Origin of the sequence: Amycolatopsis sp. NBC_00438, assembly GCF_036026695.1 — a bacterium.
In the GTDB taxonomy this organism is placed as follows: domain Bacteria; phylum Actinomycetota; class Actinomycetes; order Mycobacteriales; family Pseudonocardiaceae; genus Amycolatopsis.
Genome location: NZ_CP107923.1, coordinates 8,210,398 through 8,227,233, shown reverse-complemented (window position 1 = coordinate 8,227,233; position 16,836 = coordinate 8,210,398). Strand labels below are relative to the sequence as shown.

At 70.7% G+C, this 16,836-nt stretch carries 16 protein-coding genes; 11 read left to right on the top strand and 5 right to left on the bottom strand.

Annotated features, from left to right (window positions below; translation table 11 throughout):
* Nucleotides 1–112 precede the first annotated feature (112 nt).
* The gene (locus OG494_RS37505; RefSeq protein ID WP_442874519.1) at nucleotides 113–1,282 is read left to right on the top strand and encodes a sensor histidine kinase; all 1,170 of its coding nucleotides are present in this window, start codon (nucleotides 113–115) and stop codon (nucleotides 1,280–1,282) included.
* The gene (locus OG494_RS37500) at nucleotides 1,279–1,935 is read left to right on the top strand and encodes a response regulator transcription factor (RefSeq protein WP_328446891.1); all 657 of its coding nucleotides are present in this window, start codon (nucleotides 1,279–1,281) and stop codon (nucleotides 1,933–1,935) included. Before OG494_RS37505 ends, OG494_RS37500 begins: the two co-directional genes overlap by 4 nt.
* A 57-nt stretch (nucleotides 1,936–1,992) precedes the next feature.
* On the opposite strand, the gene OG494_RS37495 is transcribed toward OG494_RS37500, so the two are convergent.
* From OG494_RS37495 to OG494_RS37485, 3 genes are all read right to left on the bottom strand, one after another.
* Nucleotides 1,993–2,880, bottom strand: coding sequence for an endonuclease domain-containing protein (locus OG494_RS37495; protein WP_328446889.1), 888 nt, complete (start codon nucleotides 2,878–2,880; stop codon nucleotides 1,993–1,995).
* A gap of 168 nt (nucleotides 2,881–3,048) precedes the next feature.
* Nucleotides 3,049–3,960, bottom strand: a complete 912-nt coding sequence (locus OG494_RS37490; protein ID WP_328446888.1) for an SDR family NAD(P)-dependent oxidoreductase — start codon at nucleotides 3,958–3,960, stop codon at nucleotides 3,049–3,051.
* Complete coding sequence (locus OG494_RS37485; RefSeq protein ID WP_328446887.1) at nucleotides 3,957–4,544, bottom strand: TetR family transcriptional regulator; 588 nt, start codon at nucleotides 4,542–4,544, stop codon at nucleotides 3,957–3,959. The genes OG494_RS37490 and OG494_RS37485 overlap by 4 nt, the downstream gene beginning before the upstream one ends.
* Before the next feature lie 207 nt (nucleotides 4,545–4,751).
* Here OG494_RS37485 and OG494_RS37480 point away from each other — a divergent pair, with 207 nt between their 5' ends.
* From OG494_RS37480 to trmB, 6 genes are all read left to right on the top strand, one after another.
* Nucleotides 4,752–5,690: an ABC transporter ATP-binding protein gene (locus tag OG494_RS37480; RefSeq protein ID WP_328446886.1), complete on the top strand. Its 939-nt coding sequence runs from the start codon at nucleotides 4,752–4,754 to the stop codon at nucleotides 5,688–5,690.
* A gap of 26 nt (nucleotides 5,691–5,716) precedes the next feature.
* Nucleotides 5,717–6,469, top strand: coding sequence for an ABC transporter permease (locus OG494_RS37475; protein ID WP_328446885.1), 753 nt, complete (start codon nucleotides 5,717–5,719; stop codon nucleotides 6,467–6,469).
* Between the two features lie 100 nt (nucleotides 6,470–6,569).
* A complete protein-coding gene (locus OG494_RS37470) occupies nucleotides 6,570–7,478 on the top strand; it encodes an ATP-binding cassette domain-containing protein (RefSeq protein WP_328446883.1) in 909 nt (302 codons plus the stop codon).
* Nucleotides 7,475–8,239: a hypothetical protein gene (locus OG494_RS37465; protein ID WP_328446881.1), complete on the top strand. Its 765-nt coding sequence runs from the start codon at nucleotides 7,475–7,477 to the stop codon at nucleotides 8,237–8,239. The genes OG494_RS37470 and OG494_RS37465 overlap by 4 nt, the downstream gene beginning before the upstream one ends.
* Nucleotides 8,240–8,415: 176 nt before the next feature.
* On the top strand, nucleotides 8,416–8,967 hold the full coding sequence (locus OG494_RS37460; RefSeq protein WP_328459141.1) for a hypothetical protein: 552 nt from the start codon (nucleotides 8,416–8,418) through the stop codon (nucleotides 8,965–8,967).
* 96 nt (nucleotides 8,968–9,063) lie between these two features.
* A complete protein-coding gene (trmB, locus tag OG494_RS37455; protein WP_442874518.1) occupies nucleotides 9,064–9,747 on the top strand; it encodes a tRNA (guanosine(46)-N7)-methyltransferase TrmB in 684 nt (227 codons plus the stop codon).
* A gap of 101 nt (nucleotides 9,748–9,848) precedes the next feature.
* Here the strand turns inward: trmB and OG494_RS37450 are convergent, their stop codons facing one another.
* Nucleotides 9,849–12,098 (bottom strand): FtsX-like permease family protein, encoded by a 2,250-nt coding sequence (locus OG494_RS37450; RefSeq protein WP_328446877.1) that lies wholly within the window; start codon nucleotides 12,096–12,098, stop codon nucleotides 9,849–9,851.
* On the bottom strand, nucleotides 12,095–12,796 hold the full coding sequence (locus tag OG494_RS37445; RefSeq protein WP_328446876.1) for an ABC transporter ATP-binding protein: 702 nt from the start codon (nucleotides 12,794–12,796) through the stop codon (nucleotides 12,095–12,097). Before OG494_RS37445 ends, OG494_RS37450 begins: the two co-directional genes overlap by 4 nt.
* Nucleotides 12,797–12,970: 174 nt before the next feature.
* Between OG494_RS37445 and OG494_RS37440 the strand changes: the two genes are divergently transcribed.
* Genes OG494_RS37440 through OG494_RS37430 form a run of 3 tightly spaced genes read left to right on the top strand, consistent with a single transcriptional unit; the run spans nucleotide 12,971 to nucleotide 16,751 of the window.
* Nucleotides 12,971–14,770, top strand: coding sequence for a sensor histidine kinase (locus OG494_RS37440; RefSeq protein ID WP_328446875.1), 1,800 nt, complete (start codon nucleotides 12,971–12,973; stop codon nucleotides 14,768–14,770).
* The gene (locus OG494_RS37435) at nucleotides 14,767–15,420 is read left to right on the top strand and encodes a response regulator transcription factor (RefSeq protein ID WP_247059526.1); all 654 of its coding nucleotides are present in this window, start codon (nucleotides 14,767–14,769) and stop codon (nucleotides 15,418–15,420) included. The genes OG494_RS37440 and OG494_RS37435 overlap by 4 nt, the downstream gene beginning before the upstream one ends.
* 23 nt (nucleotides 15,421–15,443) lie before the next feature.
* Nucleotides 15,444–16,751, top strand: a complete 1,308-nt coding sequence (locus OG494_RS37430; protein ID WP_328446873.1) for an amidohydrolase family protein — start codon at nucleotides 15,444–15,446, stop codon at nucleotides 16,749–16,751.
* The last annotated feature ends 85 nt before the right edge of the window (nucleotides 16,752–16,836 follow it).

Here is a 16,836-nt window from a genome sequence, read left to right as displayed (position 1 = left end):
GAATCGTCCCATGCGCCTCATCCTCGGGTCGCACCGAAGGTGGTACCGGCGACCGACGCGCGGGCCCCGGGCCGGGACCTAGTGTTGTCTGGTGCGACGGCTGAGTCTCTGGATGCGTGCCCACCCCATGGCGGGCGACTCGGTGCTCGCTGTCCTGCTCGGCCTGTTCGACCTGATGCTCTTCGCCGCCGACGGCTTCGCCGAGGTGCCCGAGCTGCCGCCCTGGTACGTCGGGATCCCGGTGATCATCGCGATGGTGACGCCGCTGGTTTTCCGGCGAAAGTCGCCGCTGTGGTCGGCGTACGTCGTGCTCGTGATCAGCATCGTGCACGCGGCGCTGATGCTCGGCATCGGCAGCGCGGCCGGGCTGGCGATGAGCATCTACTCCGTCGTCGTCTACGCCGGGCGGCGCCAGGGCGTGGTGTTCGTCGGCGCGGTCGTGGTCGCGTCGGCGATCCAGCTGCTGATCGAGCAGTCCGGCGACATCCTCATCGCGGTGCTTTTCCTGGCGTTCGGCATCGCGCTCTGCTGGACGCTCGGCGAGTTCGTCGGGGCGCGCCGCGCCTACGACGTGGAAGTGGAGGCGAGGTTGCACCTGCTCGAAACCGAACGCGACCAGGCCACCCGGATCGCGGTGGCCGAGGAACGCGGCCGCATCGCGCGCGAACTGCACGACGTCGTCGCGCACGCGGTCAGCGTCATGGTGGTCCAGGCCGACGGCGCTTCGTACGCGATCCGCAGCAACCCCGAGCTCGCCCAGCGGGCCCTGCAGACGATTTCCGAGACCGGCCGCGGCGCGCTCGGCGAGCTGCGCGCGCTGCTCGACGTCCTGCGCAACGACCGCGCCGAAGGCGAGCCGCGCGTCCCGCAGCCGGACGCGCACGCGATCGCCGACCTGGCCGAGCGGATGCGCGCGGCGGGCGTGCCGGTGACGCTGGAGACCGACGAGCTCGGCGACCTGCCCGCCGGGGTGTCGCTCGCGGCGTACCGGATCGTGCAGGAGTCGCTGACCAACACGCTCAAGCACGCCGGGCGCGGCGCGACCGCGTCCGTGCGGCTGCACCGGACCGGCGACCTGGTGGAAGTCCTGGTCTCGGACGACGGCGCCGGCCGCCTGCCCCAGCTGACCCCGGCCGGACGCGGGCTGTCCGTCCCCGGCGGCAACGGACTGATCGGCATGCGCGAACGCGCGCACGTCTACGGCGGAACCCTCGAGGTCGGTCCGGCTCCAGGTGGCGGGTGGCAGGTCCGCGCGGCGCTGCCGGTTAGGTTGGCGCAGTGATCCGTGTGGTGGTCGTCGACGACCAGGAACTGATGCGTGTCGGGTTCCGGATGGTGCTGGGCGCGCAGGAGGACATCGACGTCGTCGGCGAGGCCGGCAACGGCGCCCAGGCCATCCGGATGGCCGAGGAGCTGCGCCCCGACGTCGTCCTGATGGACGTCCGGATGCCGGTGCTCGACGGGGTGGAGGCGACGAAGAAGATCGTCGCCGACGGCACCGCGCGCGTGCTCGTGATGACGACGTTCGACCTCGACGAGTACGTCTACGCGGCGCTGCAGGGCGGGGCGAGCGGGTTCCTGCTGAAGGACACCCAGCCCGACCACCTGGTCTCGGCGTTGCGCGCGGTGGCTTCGGGCGACGCAGTCGTCTCACCGTCGGTGACGCGCCGGCTGCTGGACCGCTTCGTCGGCGCGGGCGGCACGCCGATGCGCGACACGGCCGAGCTGGACGTGCTCACCGACCGCGAGCGCGAGGTGCTCGTGCTGATCGCCAAGGGCATGTCGAACCTGGAGATCGCCGAGGCGCTGTTCCTCTCGGAGGCGACGGTGAAGACGCACGTCGGCCGGATCCTGGCGAAGCTGGACCTGCGCGACCGGGTGCAGGCGGTGGTACTGGCCTACGAAACCGGCCTGGCCCGCCCCGGCCTCGCCTGACTGAGGTCCGCACTTTCCCTATGAAAGATGCGTCCGGAGGGCCCCTGGACGCATCTTTCATAGGGAAAGTGACGCTCGGACGGTCGCGACCACTCGCTTCGGATCGCCGTACAGGTCAGCTTTGGTGACGATCACGAAGCGCCAGCCCTCGGCCTCGATCGCGGAGCGGCGTTGCGCGTCGAGGTGCGGCTGAATGCCGTCGAGATGCCACTCACCGTCGTACTCGACGGCCAGCTTCTGCGCAGGGAATGCCAGGTCAAGGCGGCCGAGGAAGCCACCCGCCCCTGTCATGACGTCGACTTGGACCTCCGGCTTGAGCCCGGCGACGGTGAGCCACACCCGTAGCTCAGACTCGGGAACGCTCTCTGCCCGAGCGTCTACCAGCGCGAGCGCTTTCTTGGCTCGCACCATTCCGTTGTCGCGGCGCGGCATGAGATAACGCTGCAGTTCGGCCAGGTTCACCAGCCCGCTGCCGAGGAAGGCATCGAGGTAGCCGACAGTGCGGGGAAGCGAACGATGAAGCTTGGTGTTCGTGGCGACGTCCAACGCCAGCCGAGGTGGCGTAGCGAGCTGGATGTCACCCCACGGCTCGCTGTCGATCACCCGGCTGGTCCGCCGGATGTGCAGTCCGGCCTGCCGATTGAACTTCAGGTTCTCGGGCACGACGAATTCGACCAGGTCCTGCGGACCGACCAGTTCAAGGCCCCAGACGGCCGCTGCCGAGCACCCGGTCAGGACGGCACCACTCGGTGCGAGCAGTGCAGCGGCCCGGCACCGCATCGAGTGCGTGACTTCAGTCGTCGAGGCGACGTAGACGTTCCGGAACAACCGGGTGAACGACGGGGACCGCAATTCGAGCAACGTCAACGCGTCTTCGGCCACGGCGTGGCTTCCGACGAAGGGCTCGATGAAGTCGACCAGGTCTCTGCTGCGACGTTGGAACACCCATCAAACCTGCGTCACACCACCGACAACCAGGCCCGCAGAAGATCAACTACGGCCTACTTATCCACATCCCCCGAAATCCCTCCACAACCCCGCATCTTTCCTAGAGAAAGTGACGCTTTAGCCCCTCCAGGGCGCATCTTTCCTGGAGAAAGTGGCGAGGTTGGGTTAGCGGTAGTTGTCGGGTGGGGTTGTTGCTGGGTTTTTGCCGGCGTTGCGGACTTCGGTGAGCCAGCGGCCGAAGTCCGGGCGGTCTCCGTCGATGTCTGTGTAGTCGTATTCGTGCATCAGGGTCCAGGACGCCAGTGTCTGGCCGGCGAAGCGGGCGACGTCGGGGTCTTGCGCCAGGGCTGCGACGCCGCGGGCCAGCAGGTACGGGGTCTCGGAGATCTTGAAGTCGACCGGGGCGAGCTTGCCCACCGCGTCGCGCCAAGTGGCTTCGGTGACTTCGAAGACGTCCAGCATCGACTCCGAGCGCAGGAAGCCCGGGGTGACCGCCAAGCCGACGCAGTCGTTCTTCTTCAGCTCGACGCCCAGCGCTCGGCCGAGTGCGCGGATGCCGCACTTGGCCAGGTAGTACGGCAGGCCCGCGCCGACGTAGTCGTCGTTGTCGCCGTCCGTGACCTCGAGGACCAGGCCGCGGCGGGCGACCACCAGCGGCAGGAGCTTGTGCAGCGCGATGAGGTGCGTGTCGAGCGCGTTGTGCGTCAGGTTCAGCGCGTCTTCCAGGGGCGTCTCCCAGAAGGGCGCGTCGAAGTGGAAGTACATGTCGCCGCCCCAGACGTCGTCGACCAGGATGTCGACTCCGTCTGCTTCGGACTCGATGCGCGCCTTCAGCGCGTCCACATCGGACACCGACGTGAAGTCGCAGCGGACCGGGACGGCTTTGCCGCCCGCCGCCTCGACCAGTTCCGCCGTCTCCTCGATCGTCTCCGGGCGCTTCATCGGTGACGCCGTTTCGCGCGTCGACCGGCCGGTGACGTACACCGTCGCCCCCGCGCGGCCCAGTTCCACCGCGATCGCGCGGCCGCAGCCCCGGGTCGCCCCCGTGACCACCGCGACCTTGCCCTGCAAACTCATCTGCTCTCCCGTCCCCGCCACGCGGTCAGCACCGCGTCGACGTCTTCGGCCAGCCGGTCGGCCAGCCGCCCCTGCGGCCGGATCGACCAGTCCAGCGACACTCCGTTGATGACCGCCAGCAGGGCCCGCGCGGCGCGCGGCACGCTCGGCGCGTGCGGCAGCTCGGCCGCCGCCGCGCGGACGAGGCGGCCCAGCTCCGCCTCCACCGCCGCGTAGTGCTCGCCCAGCAGCGACCGCAGCACCGGGTCGCCGATGTCGACGCCGAGCTGGCCCAGGTGGTTGGCCGCCTCTTCGGCGTCGCCGAGCACCGCGTAGACCGTCACGGCCGCGGCCCGTAGTCCCACGATCGGGTCATCCGAGGAATCCGCGCACGCCCGCATCTGCTCGACCGCGCGGGTGGTCGCGCGCCGGCTCAGCGCCTGCAGCAAACCGGCCTTCGAGCCGAACCGCTGCCCGGCCGTGCCGACCGCGACCCCGGCCTCCGCGGCCACCTGGGCCAGGGTGAAGCCCGGTCCGCACCGGCCGATCACGACCTCCGCCGCGGCCAGCAGGCGCTCGTCGGTGATGCTCCTCGGCCTGGCCACCCCATTATTGAACCACAGTTCATTAATGGTGTCACCCGGGGACGCATCAGGGTCGGGTCAGGGTCATCACCGATCGCGCATCGGCCGAAAAGCCAGGAAGGTACTACTCAGGTAGGGGGCCCGGTTCGGTCTACAGGGTGACGCGCGAACAGGTCCTCACCCGCGACGATAGGTACGTCGTAAGCGAGGGGCGAAGAGGAGCAAGCCATGATCGAGGCAACGGGCCTCACCAAACGGTACGGAAAGACGCTGGCGGTGAACAACCTGTCGTTCTCCGTGGCCGCGGGCCAGGTCACCGGCTTCCTCGGCCCCAACGGGGCGGGCAAGTCGACCACCATGCGCATGATCCTGGGCCTGGACAACCCCACCGGGGGCCAGGTCACCATCGGGGGCAAGAAGTACCACGACCTCAAGCAGCCGCTGCGGACCGTCGGGGCGTTGCTCGACGCGAAGTGGGTGCACCCCAACCGCTCGGCTCGCGCCCACCTGCAGTGGATGGCGAAGTCCAACAAGATCCCGACCGCCCGCGTCGACGAGGTGCTCGGCACCGTCGGCCTGAGCAACGTCGCGAACAAGCGCGCCGGCGGGTTCTCACTCGGCATGTCGCAGCGGCTCGGCATCGCGGCCGCCCTGCTGGGCGACCCCGAGGTGCTGCTGTTCGACGAGCCGGTGAACGGCCTCGACCCGGAGGGCATCCTCTGGATCCGGAAGTTCATGCACCGGCTGGCCGAGGAAGGCCGCACGGTCTTCGTCTCGAGCCACCTGCTTTCGGAGATGGCGCTGACCGCCAGCAACCTCGTGGTGATCGGCCGCGGGCAGCTGATCTCGCAGTCGTCGACGGAGGACTTCGTCTCCCGCGCCGCGGAGAACACGGTCAAGGTCCGCTCGCCGCAGCTGACCGAGCTGCGTGACGTCCTCCAGCGCGCGAGCGCCGGCGTCACGGGGGACGAGAAGGCGCTCGTCGTGTCCGGCATGGACAGCGACAAGATCGGCGAGATCGCCGCCGAGCACCGGATCGTGCTGCACGAGCTGAGCCCGCAGACCGGCTCGCTCGAACAGGCCTTCATGCAGATCACCGGCGACTCCGTCGAGTACCACACCGGTCTCGAAACCGAGGCGCAGCAAGTACTCGAGTCCGCCAAGTAACCGAATTCCACGGGGAAACCAAGATCATGAACCTGCTCGCGGTCGAACGCATCAAGCTGTTCACCACCCGCTCGCCGTGGTGGTGCGCGCTCATCACCATCGTCCTGTCCGTCGGCTTCGCCGCCATCCTGGCCGGCGCGACCGAAGCCGGCGACTCCTTGACCGTCTCGGCCACCCAGTTCGGTGGTACGCAGTTCGGTATCGCCGTCGTCATGGTGCTCGCCGCCCTCGCGGTGACCACCGAATACCGCTTCAACACCATCCGCACCACGTTCCAGGCGGTGCCGCACCGCTCGCCGGCGCTGGTCGCCAAGGCGACGGTCGTCGGGCTGCTCGCGCTGGTCATCGGCGAGATCTCGGCGTTCGGCGCGTGGGGCCTCGCGAAGGTGATGCGGCCGAACGACAACCTCGCCCTGGCCACCGGCCAGGACTGGGCCACCGTCGCCGGGCTCGGCGTGGTCTTCGCCTTCAGCGCGGTGCTCGCCGTCGCCGTCGGCATCATGATCCGGCACAGCGCCGGCGCGATCGCCCTGCTGCTCATCTACGCACTGGCCGTCGAGAGCCTGGTGCAGCTGATCCCGAAGATCGGCAACCACATCCACGAGTGGCTGCCGTTCAACGTGGCCAACAAGTTCCTCGTCGGCTCGACGCCGGCCGGAAACGGCCCCATGCCGTCGGACTCGCCGCTGAGCCCGGGCTGGGCGCTGGCCTACTTCGCCGGGGTTTCGATCGTGTTCCTGCTCATCGCACTCGGGGTGGCGAAGAAGCGGGACGCCTGAGGGGAAACAGGGGAAAACGGAAAATCCGGGTCGCGCTGTCGGGGGGCGACCCGGATTTTTCGTTTCTCGCTAGGCTCACCGCGACGGGACGGGTGGGCGGATGATCGAAGCAACGGCACTGACCAAGGCGTACGGCGACACGACCGCCGTGGACCAGCTGAGCTTCACCGCGCGCTCCGGCCGCGTCACCGGCTTCCTCGGCCCGAACGGCGCCGGCAAGTCCACGACGATGCGGCTCGCCGTCGGCCTCGACACCCCGGACGCGGGGACCGTGCTCATCGACGGCGTCCCGTACCGCGACCTGAAGGATCCGCTGAAGACGGTCGGCACGATGCTGGACGCCGCCTGGCGCCACCCCGGCCGCGGCGGCCGCGACCACCTGCGCTGGCTGGCCGCGACCAACGGCATCCCGGACCGGCGGGTCGACCAGGTGCTGGCCCTGGTCGGGCTGACGAGCGTCGGGAAGACGCGGGCCGGGCGGTACTCCCTCGGCATGCTGCAGCGGCTGGGGATCGCCGCCGCGCTGCTCGGCGACCCGCGGGTGCTGCTGTTCGACGAGCCGGTGAACGGCCTCGACCCCGAGGGCATGGCCTGGATCCGGCAGCTGCTGCACTCACTGGCCGCCGAGGGCCGGACCGTGTTCGTGTCGAGCCACCTGCTGCCCGAGATGGCGCAGACCGCCCAGGACCTGGTGGTGATCGGCCGCGGCCGGCTGATCTACCAGGGCACGATGGACGAGTTCGTGGCGCGCACGAGCCACCACGGCGTGCGCGTGCGGACCCCGCACGCCGCCGAGCTGCGGGCCGCGCTCACCGGGCAGGTGGAGTTCACCGAAGCCGACGGCGCGTTCGTGGTGTCCGGAGTGGACAGTGACCGGATCGGGCAGCTCGCCTTCGACGCCGGCGCGACGCTGCACGAGCTGAGCCCGATCGCCGGCTCGCTGGAACAGGCCTACCTCGACCTCACCCGCGAGGCCGTCGAATTCTCCGCCTCGGAGGTCGCGCAGTGACCACGACGACGTCGAACCTCCTCCGCGCGGAGCGGATCAAGCTCTTCAGCACCCGGGCGCCGTGGTGGTGCCTGGCGCTCGCGTTCGTCGCGCCGCTCGGCTTCACCGCGCTGTTCTTCGCGCTGGCCGGACCGGAGATCCCGGCGACCGTCGGCAACACGCAGCTCGCGAGCGGCAACGGCCGGACCGTGCTGCTGGTGCTCGCCGTGCTCACGACGGCGTCGGAGTTCGGCTGGGGCACGATGCGGCTGACCTTCCAGGCCGTCCCGGGCCGGGTCCCCGCGCTGCTGGCGAAGGTGACGATCATCGGCGCGGTGGGGGCCGTGCTCGGGCTGGTCGTCGGCTTTGGGGCCTGGGGTGTCGGGACGCTGGTGCAGCCGGACGCCGATCTCGCGCTGCACTCCGGCGCCGAGTGGCGGTCGGTGCTCGGCCAGAGCCTGGTCTTCCTGCTCACCGCGGTGGCCGGGGTCGGGGTCGCGCTGCTCCTGCGCAACGTCGCCTTCGCGCTGACGGCGGTGCTCGTATGGACGCAGCTGCTGGAGGGGCTGGTCGTCTTCATCCCGGGCGCCGGGCGGCACATCTACCAGTGGATGCCGTTCCACGCCGCGGACCAGTTCGTCGGCGCGGGTGGCTTCGGCGCCGGCGCGCTGCAGCTGCCGGCTGCGCCACTCGGCCCGTGGGGCTATCTCGGTTACTTCGCGGCGATCAGCGTTGCCCTGTTCGTGGCCGGGGTGCTCGTCACGGCGAGGCGTGACGCCTGAGCGTGATCGTCGTCTCACTACTCCACAAAACTGTGTTAAGAGAAGATGAAAACGTTGTGGCTTCTCTCACAGGCGCCGGACATAATGTTATGACCAGGCAATATTCGTAAGAGAGCGAACCGGACCCGTCTGAGCTCCCCTGGAGGTGATCCTTGGCGGTGGACACCGGTCAAGAATTGGGCAGCACGATTCCCCGGGCCCGCGTCGAAGACGACGCACCACGGCTCGAACCCATGTTGGATCTTGAATGGTCGCGGGCCATCGAACTCCCGCAGAACGCCATGGCGGCGGGCACGCCCGCCGAACTTCGCCGCGCCTGGGTGCATCGCGCACCCGAGGACAGCGTCCTCGCCCTGTTCCGCGCGTCGGCCGGGATGGCCGGGCCGATCCCCGCGCCGTGGTGGTTGCGCGCGGTCGCGGACGGCAAGCTCGATTCCCGGGAACAGGGTTTCCGCGTCGAGGACCGCATCGCGCAACTGCTCGGCAGGCGGCCGGGCTGGGAATTCGTTCCCTGGGCCGCGGACGGCGAATCGGGCTACTGGGAGTTCATGCCGTCCGAACGCGGGAAATCGGGACACGCGATTCCCACGACGGTGATGAACACCGACCGGCACGCCGGCTGGATCGACGTCCTCCCGGCGCACACCGGGCCGACGCCGGACCCGATCCCGGTCGCCGGACTGGCCGGGCTGCGGTCCCGGCTCGGGGAGTTCGAAGCCGCTCGGTGACCGTTCGTTATCCATCCATGCCCCCGCCACCACCCTCAACGGAGGCGCTCCGCGCCCGGCTACATTCAGTGCGTGGAGAACGAAGACAGTCGACGGCTGCGCAGCGTGGTCAGTTACGTCAAACGCGGCGGCCGGATGACCGTCGGGCAGCAACGCGCGTGGGACGAGCTGTGGCCGGAAGTCGGCCGCACGGTGGGCGAACTGCCCGCCGGGACGCTGGACTTCGGCGCGTGGTTCGGCCGCGAGGCGCCGGTGCTCGTCGAGATCGGCTCCGGCATGGGCGAGACGACGTCGCAGCTGGCCGCCGCGGCGCCGGAGCTGAACTACGTCGCCGTCGAGGTCTACGACCCGGGCCTCGGCCAGCTGATGCTGCGCGCCGAAAAACTCGGCGTCGAGAACCTGCGGCTGCTGCACGGGGACGCCGTCGTGCTGCTCACCGAGCACGTCGAGCCCGGGACGCTGCACGGCGTCCGGCTGTTCTTCCCGGACCCGTGGCCGAAGAAGAAGCACCGCAAGCGGCGGATCGTGTCGCCGTGGTTCGCCGCCCTCGTGGCGTCGCGGCTCGCGCCCGGCGGGACGTTCCACATGGCGACCGACTGGGAGAACTACGCCGAGCAGATGCTCGAGGTCTGCTCCGCCGAGCCCGCGCTGCGCAACCGGTACGCCGACGAGCCGGGCGGCTGGGCGCCGCGGCCGGAGTGGCGGCCGGTGACCAAGTTCGAACAGCGCGCCGACGTCGACGGCCGCGTCTCGCACGACCTGATCTTCGAGAAGCGTTAGAAACGCTGAAGGGGACCTCTCCCCGGATCCCCGCGGAGAAAGGTCCCCTTCAGCTCACTACCCCCGGTGCTCGCCCCTCCCCCGACAGAGGGGCGAACGTCCTATTCCTCGGCCAGCGGCTCGGCCTGGACCCGCTTGAGGGCGGGCGTGCAGACCGACGCGCCGAGCAGGGCCACGCCCACCCCGAGCACCACCGGCGCCAGGAGCCACGGACTCAGCACGATCCCGCGTGGATCGACCATGCTGTAGAGCCCAACACCGACGAGTACCCCGACGATTCCCGCGCCGATGGTGGCGACCAGCGCGGGTAGCGCGGCTTCCATCCGCAACGCCCTCGAGAGCACCCGAACCGGCGTGCCGGCGGCCATCAGCGCCCCGAAGGTGCGGCGGCGGTCCATCACCGAGCCCGCGGTCGCGACCGCGGCGCTGCAGCCGGCCAGGACTCCGGCCGCGATCAGGCCGATCACGGTCACCCGGCGCAGGTCGCCGAGCTCGGTCTGCTGGTTGAACAGGTACTGGTCGCGGCTGCCGATCTCCTCGCCGGCGGCCGGCCCGGCCAGCGCCGTCCGGATGATCTCGCGGTTGGCGTCGGTGGTCGGCGCGACCACGGTGACGTACTTCGGCGTCAGGCCGTCCGGCAGTGCGGCCGGGTCGATGATCGACGTGCCGGCCAGGTCGGAGTCCGGCAGGTGGACGGCTTCCGCCCGCGTCCCCGACCGGACGGCCACGGCCGGCCCTTCCCAGTTGTCGGCGATCTTGTACTGCGCCAGGTCGAGCGCCGAGTCACCGAAGACGGCCGGACCGCCCGTGCAGTTCTCCGCAGTGAGCCCGAACCGGGTCAGCTTGACCGCGTCCGCGCAGCTCATCACCAGCGCCCGGTGGCCGCTGCGGTGCGAGCCCTCGCCCTGCACCAGGTAGACCTGGCCGACCGCGACGGCCTTCTCGGACTGACCGTACTTCTGCAGCGAACCGTTGGCCTGGTCGACGATCCTGCTCGCGTGCTGACCGTCGGTGTCGACGTAGAGCACGGAGTCCTGGAAGGACCGGCCGCCGCCCGCCATCGACTCGAACGTCGGCAGCAGCGTCAGGGCCATCGACCCGGCGAACACCGCGAGCACGATCCCGGCGGACGCGCGGTAGGCGCTCTTCGGGTCGTCACGCAGGCGACGTCCGGCGAGCAGCGACGACGGCCGCCGCCAGATCCGGACGAACGTGCCGCCCACTGCCGACGTCACCCACGGCCCGACGATCGCGGCCGAGCCGACCAGCAGGAACAGCCCCACCATCACCATGCCGATGCCGCCGGAGTCACCCGAAGTCGACACCGCGTAGAGGAAGAACAGCCCGGCCGCGGGCAGGGCCAGCAGCCGCCACCAGCGCAACGGCTTCTTGGTGTGGCCGCCGGTGGCGAACAGCGGGTTCTTCAGCACACGACGCAGGCCGAGGACACCGGCCAGCACCACGAGCACCGGGATCGCCACGACGATGAACACCGTCAAGCCGATCGGCAGCACGAAGTCCGCGGCCTGCCAGGTGCCGCCCGCCCACGGCACGAACGACGCGAGGCCGTGCAGCGCCGGGCTGAGCAGCAGGCCGAGCAGCGCGCCGATGCCCGCGGACAACGTCGTCTCGGCGGCCACCATGTTCGTGACCTGCCCCGGCGTCGCGCCGGCCAGCCGGAGCGCGGCCAGCCGCCGTTCCCGCCGGGCCGCCGTCAGCCGCGCCGAGGACGCGACCAGCACCAGGCTCGGCACCAGCAGCACGATGATGCCGACCCAGGACAGCAGCATCAGCAGGCCGTCCGGCCGGGCTTCGCCGCTCGGGAAGCCCGAGACCTGCGACGACGCCTCCGGCATCGCGTCCGGCGTGTGCCCGGTCAGCGCGACGAGCTGTTCGGGGAAGCGCAGAGCGTCGTCGCCCAGCGCGCCGACGGGTTTGCCGAACCGGTCGCCGAGCTGCGCGGCCGAGTTGCTCTGCAGCAGCCGGCCGAGCGCGGGCGACACGACGGTCTCGCCGGGTCCCGGCAGCTGCGGCACCCCCGCCGGCAGCTGGATGCCGGCCGCGGTGGCGCCCGGCGCCAGTGCGACGTCGACGCGGATGATCTGCTTGCCGTCGAAGTAGTCCTTCGTCGCCGCGAAGGCCATCTTGGCCGGGCCGTCGTTGGTGCGGCTGTAGAACTGGTCGCCCTGCCAGAGGGCGCGTTGCTCGCGGTGCACCGTGGCGAACGGCAGCGTCGCCAGCAGCAGCACCAGCCCGGTCGCGACGGCCACCCCGATCGCGGTGAGGATCGCCGACGTCCGGGTCCGCCGGTCGACCTTCAGCACCCGCAGGGCGATCTGCAGCGAGTTCATGCCGCGAGCCTCGTGGCGATCAGGCCGTCCCGGATGGCGACGGTCTTCGGCATCGACTCGGCCAGCTCGCGGTCGTGGGTCACGACGATCACCGCGGCGCCCGTCTCGTGCGCGGCGCCGAGCAGTGCGTCCATCGTGTCGCGGCCGGTGCGCGTGTCGAGGGCGCCGGTCGGCTCGTCGGCGAAGATCACCTTCGGCCGGTGGGTGAGCGCCCGGGCGATCGCGACGCGCTGGGCCTCACCGCCGGAGAGCTCGCCGGGACGCCGGCCCTCCTTGCCGGCCAGGCCGAGCCGCGCGAGCCACTGACGGCCGGCGTCGATGGCTTCCTTGCGGCCGAGGCCGGCCAGCAGCGACGGCAGCGCGACGTTCTCCTCCGCCGACAGCTCAGCGACGAGCATCCCGGACTGGAAGACGAAACCGAACTCGGTGCGGCGCAGCTCGCTGCGCTTCTTCTCGCCGAGGTGGTCGATCCGCTGCCCCGCCAGGAAGATCTGCCCGTCGTCGGCGCGGAGGATGCCTGCCAGCACATGCAGCAGCGACGTCTTGCCCGAGCCGGACGGCCCGACGATGGCGACCGCGTCGCGCGGCTGGATGTCGATGTCGATGCCGGCCAGAGCGTGCTGGGCGCCGTAGCGCTTGACCAGCCCACGGCCGGACAACACCGGGCCATCGGTCCACTGTGGAGTGTTCGGGTCCACGAGGTTCTCCCCTGTCGGTCGGGATCTTGATGCCGATGAGCTTCGCCGAGACCAGGGGGTGTCCACTTCGGGCAGACGGCCAGTCACGGGCCCGCCCGCATCGGCCGATCGGCCGAGGGAGCGCGAGCCACTCGGCCAAGGTGCGGACGCCCGCGGATCCTCTAACGTCACGTTGTGACCGCCGCGCCTCCTCCGAACACGCTCTACACCCGCACCGCCGCCCTGGTGCGGCGCATCGGCGTGCCCGCGGCCGTGCTGTTCGCCGCGCTGCTGTTCGACGTCGTCTTCACGACGCAGGCCGCGCTCGACGAACACGGCCCGCGCTTCGTCGACTTCGGGCTGCTGCCCGGCATTTTCGCGATGGTGGCCTGCGCGCTCTGGGCCCAGAAGCGGGCCGCCGTCGCCGGTGCGACCGGCGCCGCTGTGCTGGTGTTCTCCACCCTCTTCATCCACGCGTTCCACATCCCGCCGTACTCGAGCGTGCTGCCGAAGGTGACGATCACCGAGGTCGTGGCGGGCGAGCTGATGCTCTACTACGTGACGCGCCGGGCGCGGGCGGGCGTGGCGTTCTGCGTGGTCAGCGCCCTCACCGTCGGGTGCCTGGTCGCGGTCTTCGGCCGCTACGAGAGTGTCGGCGGGATCGACAGCGGTGCGGCCTACCAGGCCATGCTGTTCGGCCTGCTCCTGCTCCTCGGGGCGGTGGTGCCCGCCGTCGCGGCGCGGGACCGCAGCCCGAAGGGTGAGCCGCGGGCGCGCAAGCTCAACCGGGTCAGCCAGCTGGCGCTGGGGCAGTGGCCGCTGATCGGGCTGCTCGCCTTCGCCCTGCTCTTCGAGTTCGGCTACACGTACTCCAGCACCGCCCGCGGCTTCCCGATCCTGTTCTGCTCGCTCGTCGCGGCCGTCATCGCGGTGCTGTCGCCGCGGCGGCCCGCGGACGCGGTCCTCGGCATCGCCGGGGTCCTGCTGCTCTCCGCGGTCGTCACGCCGTTGCTGCAGTTGCGAAGCTCCTACCCGATGCCCGGCGGGGTGCCGTTCGTGCAGGTCATCGCCGGGATGGGCGTGGTCGTGAACCTGACCCGCGCCCGGGGGCTGAGCGCCTCGTGGCCACGGGTGGCCGTGCTGTCCGCCGTCGTCGCGCTCGGGGCGATCCTCAACTCGAACCAGCCCGCCGGCAACCTGCAGACCGACCCGCAAACGCTTTCGATCCTGGCCTTCGCCGCGGCGCTGATGCTGGGCATCTCGATCGCCGTCGGCCTGATGCTGCGATCCCGGGACTCCGAGCGCACGACGGTCGTCCAGTCGGCGGTGTCCGAGGCGCAGACCGCCGAGCGGATGGCGCTGGCCCGCGAGCTGCACGACATCGTCGCCCACCACGTCACCGGGATCGTGGTGCAGGCGCAGGCCGCGCGGATGATGGCCGAGCGGGATCCGCAGATCGCGGTCGAGGCGATGGGCCGGATCGAGAACGCCGGCGTCGAGGCGCTCGCGGCGATGCGGCGGCTGGTCCGCTCGATGCGCGGCGACGCGCCCGCCGGGTCGAGCGAGTTCAGCGAGCAGGCCACCACGGATCTCGGCGCCGACCTGCGGAAGCTGGTCGAGGGCGCCAACCACGGCGTGCCGACGTCGATGCACCTCGACCTGCCGCCGGACCTGCCGCACGAGGTCGGCCGCTCGGCGCTGCGGCTGGTGCAGGAGTCGCTGACGAACGTCGGCAAGCACGCCTCGGGCGCGACCGACGCGTTCGTGCTCGCCGAGGTGAGCGGCCCGGAGCTGCACCTGCGGGTGACCGACAACGGGCGCGAGCGCACGCAACGGCCGGCCGGGGGATCGGGCGGTTACGGTCTGGTCGGCATGCGCGAACGCGTCGCGCTGCTGAAGGGCCGGCTCTCGGCCGGGCGCGGCCCGGACGGCGGCTGGCGCGTCGAAGCTTGGCTGCCGCTGGCGGCCACCGAAGAAGCGGAAGGGGACGAGTGATCCGGGTACTGATCGCCGACGACCAGGAGATGGTGCGGATGGGGTTCCGCATGATCCTGGACGCGCAGGACGACATCGAGGTCGTCGCCGACGTCGCGGACGGCGTCTCGGCGGTCTCGAAAGCCCGCGAGCTGCGCCCGGACGTCTGCCTGCTCGACATCCGCATGCCCGGCCTCGACGGTCTCGAGGTCACCCGGCAGCTGGCCGGCCCGGACGTCACCGACCCGCTGAAGGTAGTGGTGGTCACCACCTTCGACCTCGACGAGTACGTGCACACGGCGTTGCGCAACGGCGCGTCCGGATTTCTGCTGAAGGACGCCGGCCCGGCGCTGCTGATCGAAGCGGTCCGCGCGGCCGACCGCGGCGACGCGCTGGTGTCGCCGCAGATCACCGTCCGGCTGCTCAAGCACTTCGACGGGAGTGGCCCAGCGAAACCGCAGGTCAAGCCGCCTTCCGAGCCGCTGACCGCGCGTGAGATGGACGTCGTGAAGGCGGCCGCGCGTGGGCTGACGAACACCGAGATCGGGTCGGAGCTCTACCTGTCGCTCTCGACGGTGAAGACGCACCTCGCGTCGGTGCAGGGCAAGATCGGCGCGCGGAACCGGGTGGAAATCGCGGCCTGGGCGTGGCGGAGCGGAGTCGTCTCGTAATTGCGGGTGCGTAGTATCCCGACATGCAACGCCGTTTCCACGCTCCTGTCGTTCTCCCCGCCGACCCGTCCTGTTCACTCCTGCGCGACGCGGTCGTCGATGTCGACACCGATGGGCGAATTTCGTACTGCGGACCGGCGGCCACCGCCCCCGAGTCCGCCGCACCGGTCACCACCCTGACCGGCATCCTGCTGCCCGGCTTGATCAACACGCACGCGCACAGCCCGATGACGCTGCTGCGCGGCATGGGCGGCGACCTGCCGCTGCTGCCGTGGCTCAACGAGATCATCTGGCCCGCCGAGGCGAAGCTGCGGCCCGAGGACGTCCGCACCGGCATGCTGCTGGGCTCGGTCGAGATGCTGCGCCACGGCGTCACGACCAGCGCCGAGATGTACTTCGAAGGCGAGCAGCTGGTCGACGCGGTCCTCACGACGGGCGGCCGCGTGCTGGTCGCACCGCCGGTGATGGAGCTGCCGGGCCTCGACTGGCGCGCCCAGCTGGCCGCGATCGAGCGCTGGATCGACACGGACGGCCTGCGCTTCGGCCACGGCGACCGCATCGAACTCGGCTACGGCCCGCACTCGGCGTACATGCTGTCGGAAGAGGGCCTGCGCGCGACGGCGGAGTCGGCTGCTTCCCGTGGCGCGCTGATCCAGATCCACATCGCCGAGGCGGCAGCGGAAGACACGGACGTGCGTTCTTCGCACGGCTCGGTACCCGCGCTGCTGGCCGAGCTCGGCATGCTGGACGGCCGGGTGCTGGCGGCGCACGCGATCCACCTGTCGGACGCCGACATCGCGCTGTTCGCCGCCCACGGCGTGGGCGTGGGGCACTGCCCGGGTTCGAACGCGAAGCTCGCTTCGGGCATCGCGCGCATCGCGGACCTGCGCGCGGCCGGCGTGGCGGTCGGCCTCGGCACCGACGGCCCGGCGTCCAACGACGACATCGACCTGTGGGAAGAGCTGCAGCTCTCGGCGATGTTCGCCCGCCTCGCGACGGGCGATTCGACGGTGCTGACGGCGGCGGACGCGTTCCTGCTGGCCACCCGCGGTGGAGCAGCGGCGCTGGGCCGTGACGACATCGGCGCGCTGGAGCCGGGCCGCTGGGCCGACCTGGTGCACGTCGACCTGGACGACCCGGCGTTCGCGTGCGGCCTCGATGTCCCGGACGTCCAGCTGCTGTCGAACCTGGTCTGGGCGGCGGGATCGCGGCGGGTCCGCGACGTGTGGGTCGCGGGCGAGCAGGTGGTCACGGACGGCGAGTCGACGAAGGTGGACCGGGCGAAGGTCCAGGCCGGGGTGGCGGATACGGCGGCCCGGCTGCGGGCTTGAGGTCTTAGCGGGGGCTTGACAAGGTCGAGTTGCTGTCCTGTCAGGCCCCCGCTGATCCATCGGCCGACGCCTGCGAATTCTCGAT

Coding starts and splice junctions, on each gene's coding strand:
- OG494_RS37505 (WP_442874519.1), top strand. CDS start 113: ATGCGTGCCCACCCCATGGCGGGCGACTCGGTGCTCGCTGTCCTGCTC.
- OG494_RS37490 (WP_328446888.1), bottom strand. CDS start 3,960: ATGAGTTTGCAGGGCAAGGTCGCGGTGGTCACGGGGGCGACCCGGGGC.
- OG494_RS37480 (WP_328446886.1), top strand. CDS start 4,752: ATGATCGAGGCAACGGGCCTCACCAAACGGTACGGAAAGACGCTGGCG.
- OG494_RS37475 (WP_328446885.1), top strand. CDS start 5,717: ATGAACCTGCTCGCGGTCGAACGCATCAAGCTGTTCACCACCCGCTCG.
- OG494_RS37470 (WP_328446883.1), top strand. CDS start 6,570: ATGATCGAAGCAACGGCACTGACCAAGGCGTACGGCGACACGACCGCC.
- OG494_RS37450 (WP_328446877.1), bottom strand. CDS start 12,098: ATGAACTCGCTGCAGATCGCCCTGCGGGTGCTGAAGGTCGACCGGCGG.
- OG494_RS37430 (WP_328446873.1), top strand. CDS start 15,444: ATGCAACGCCGTTTCCACGCTCCTGTCGTTCTCCCCGCCGACCCGTCC.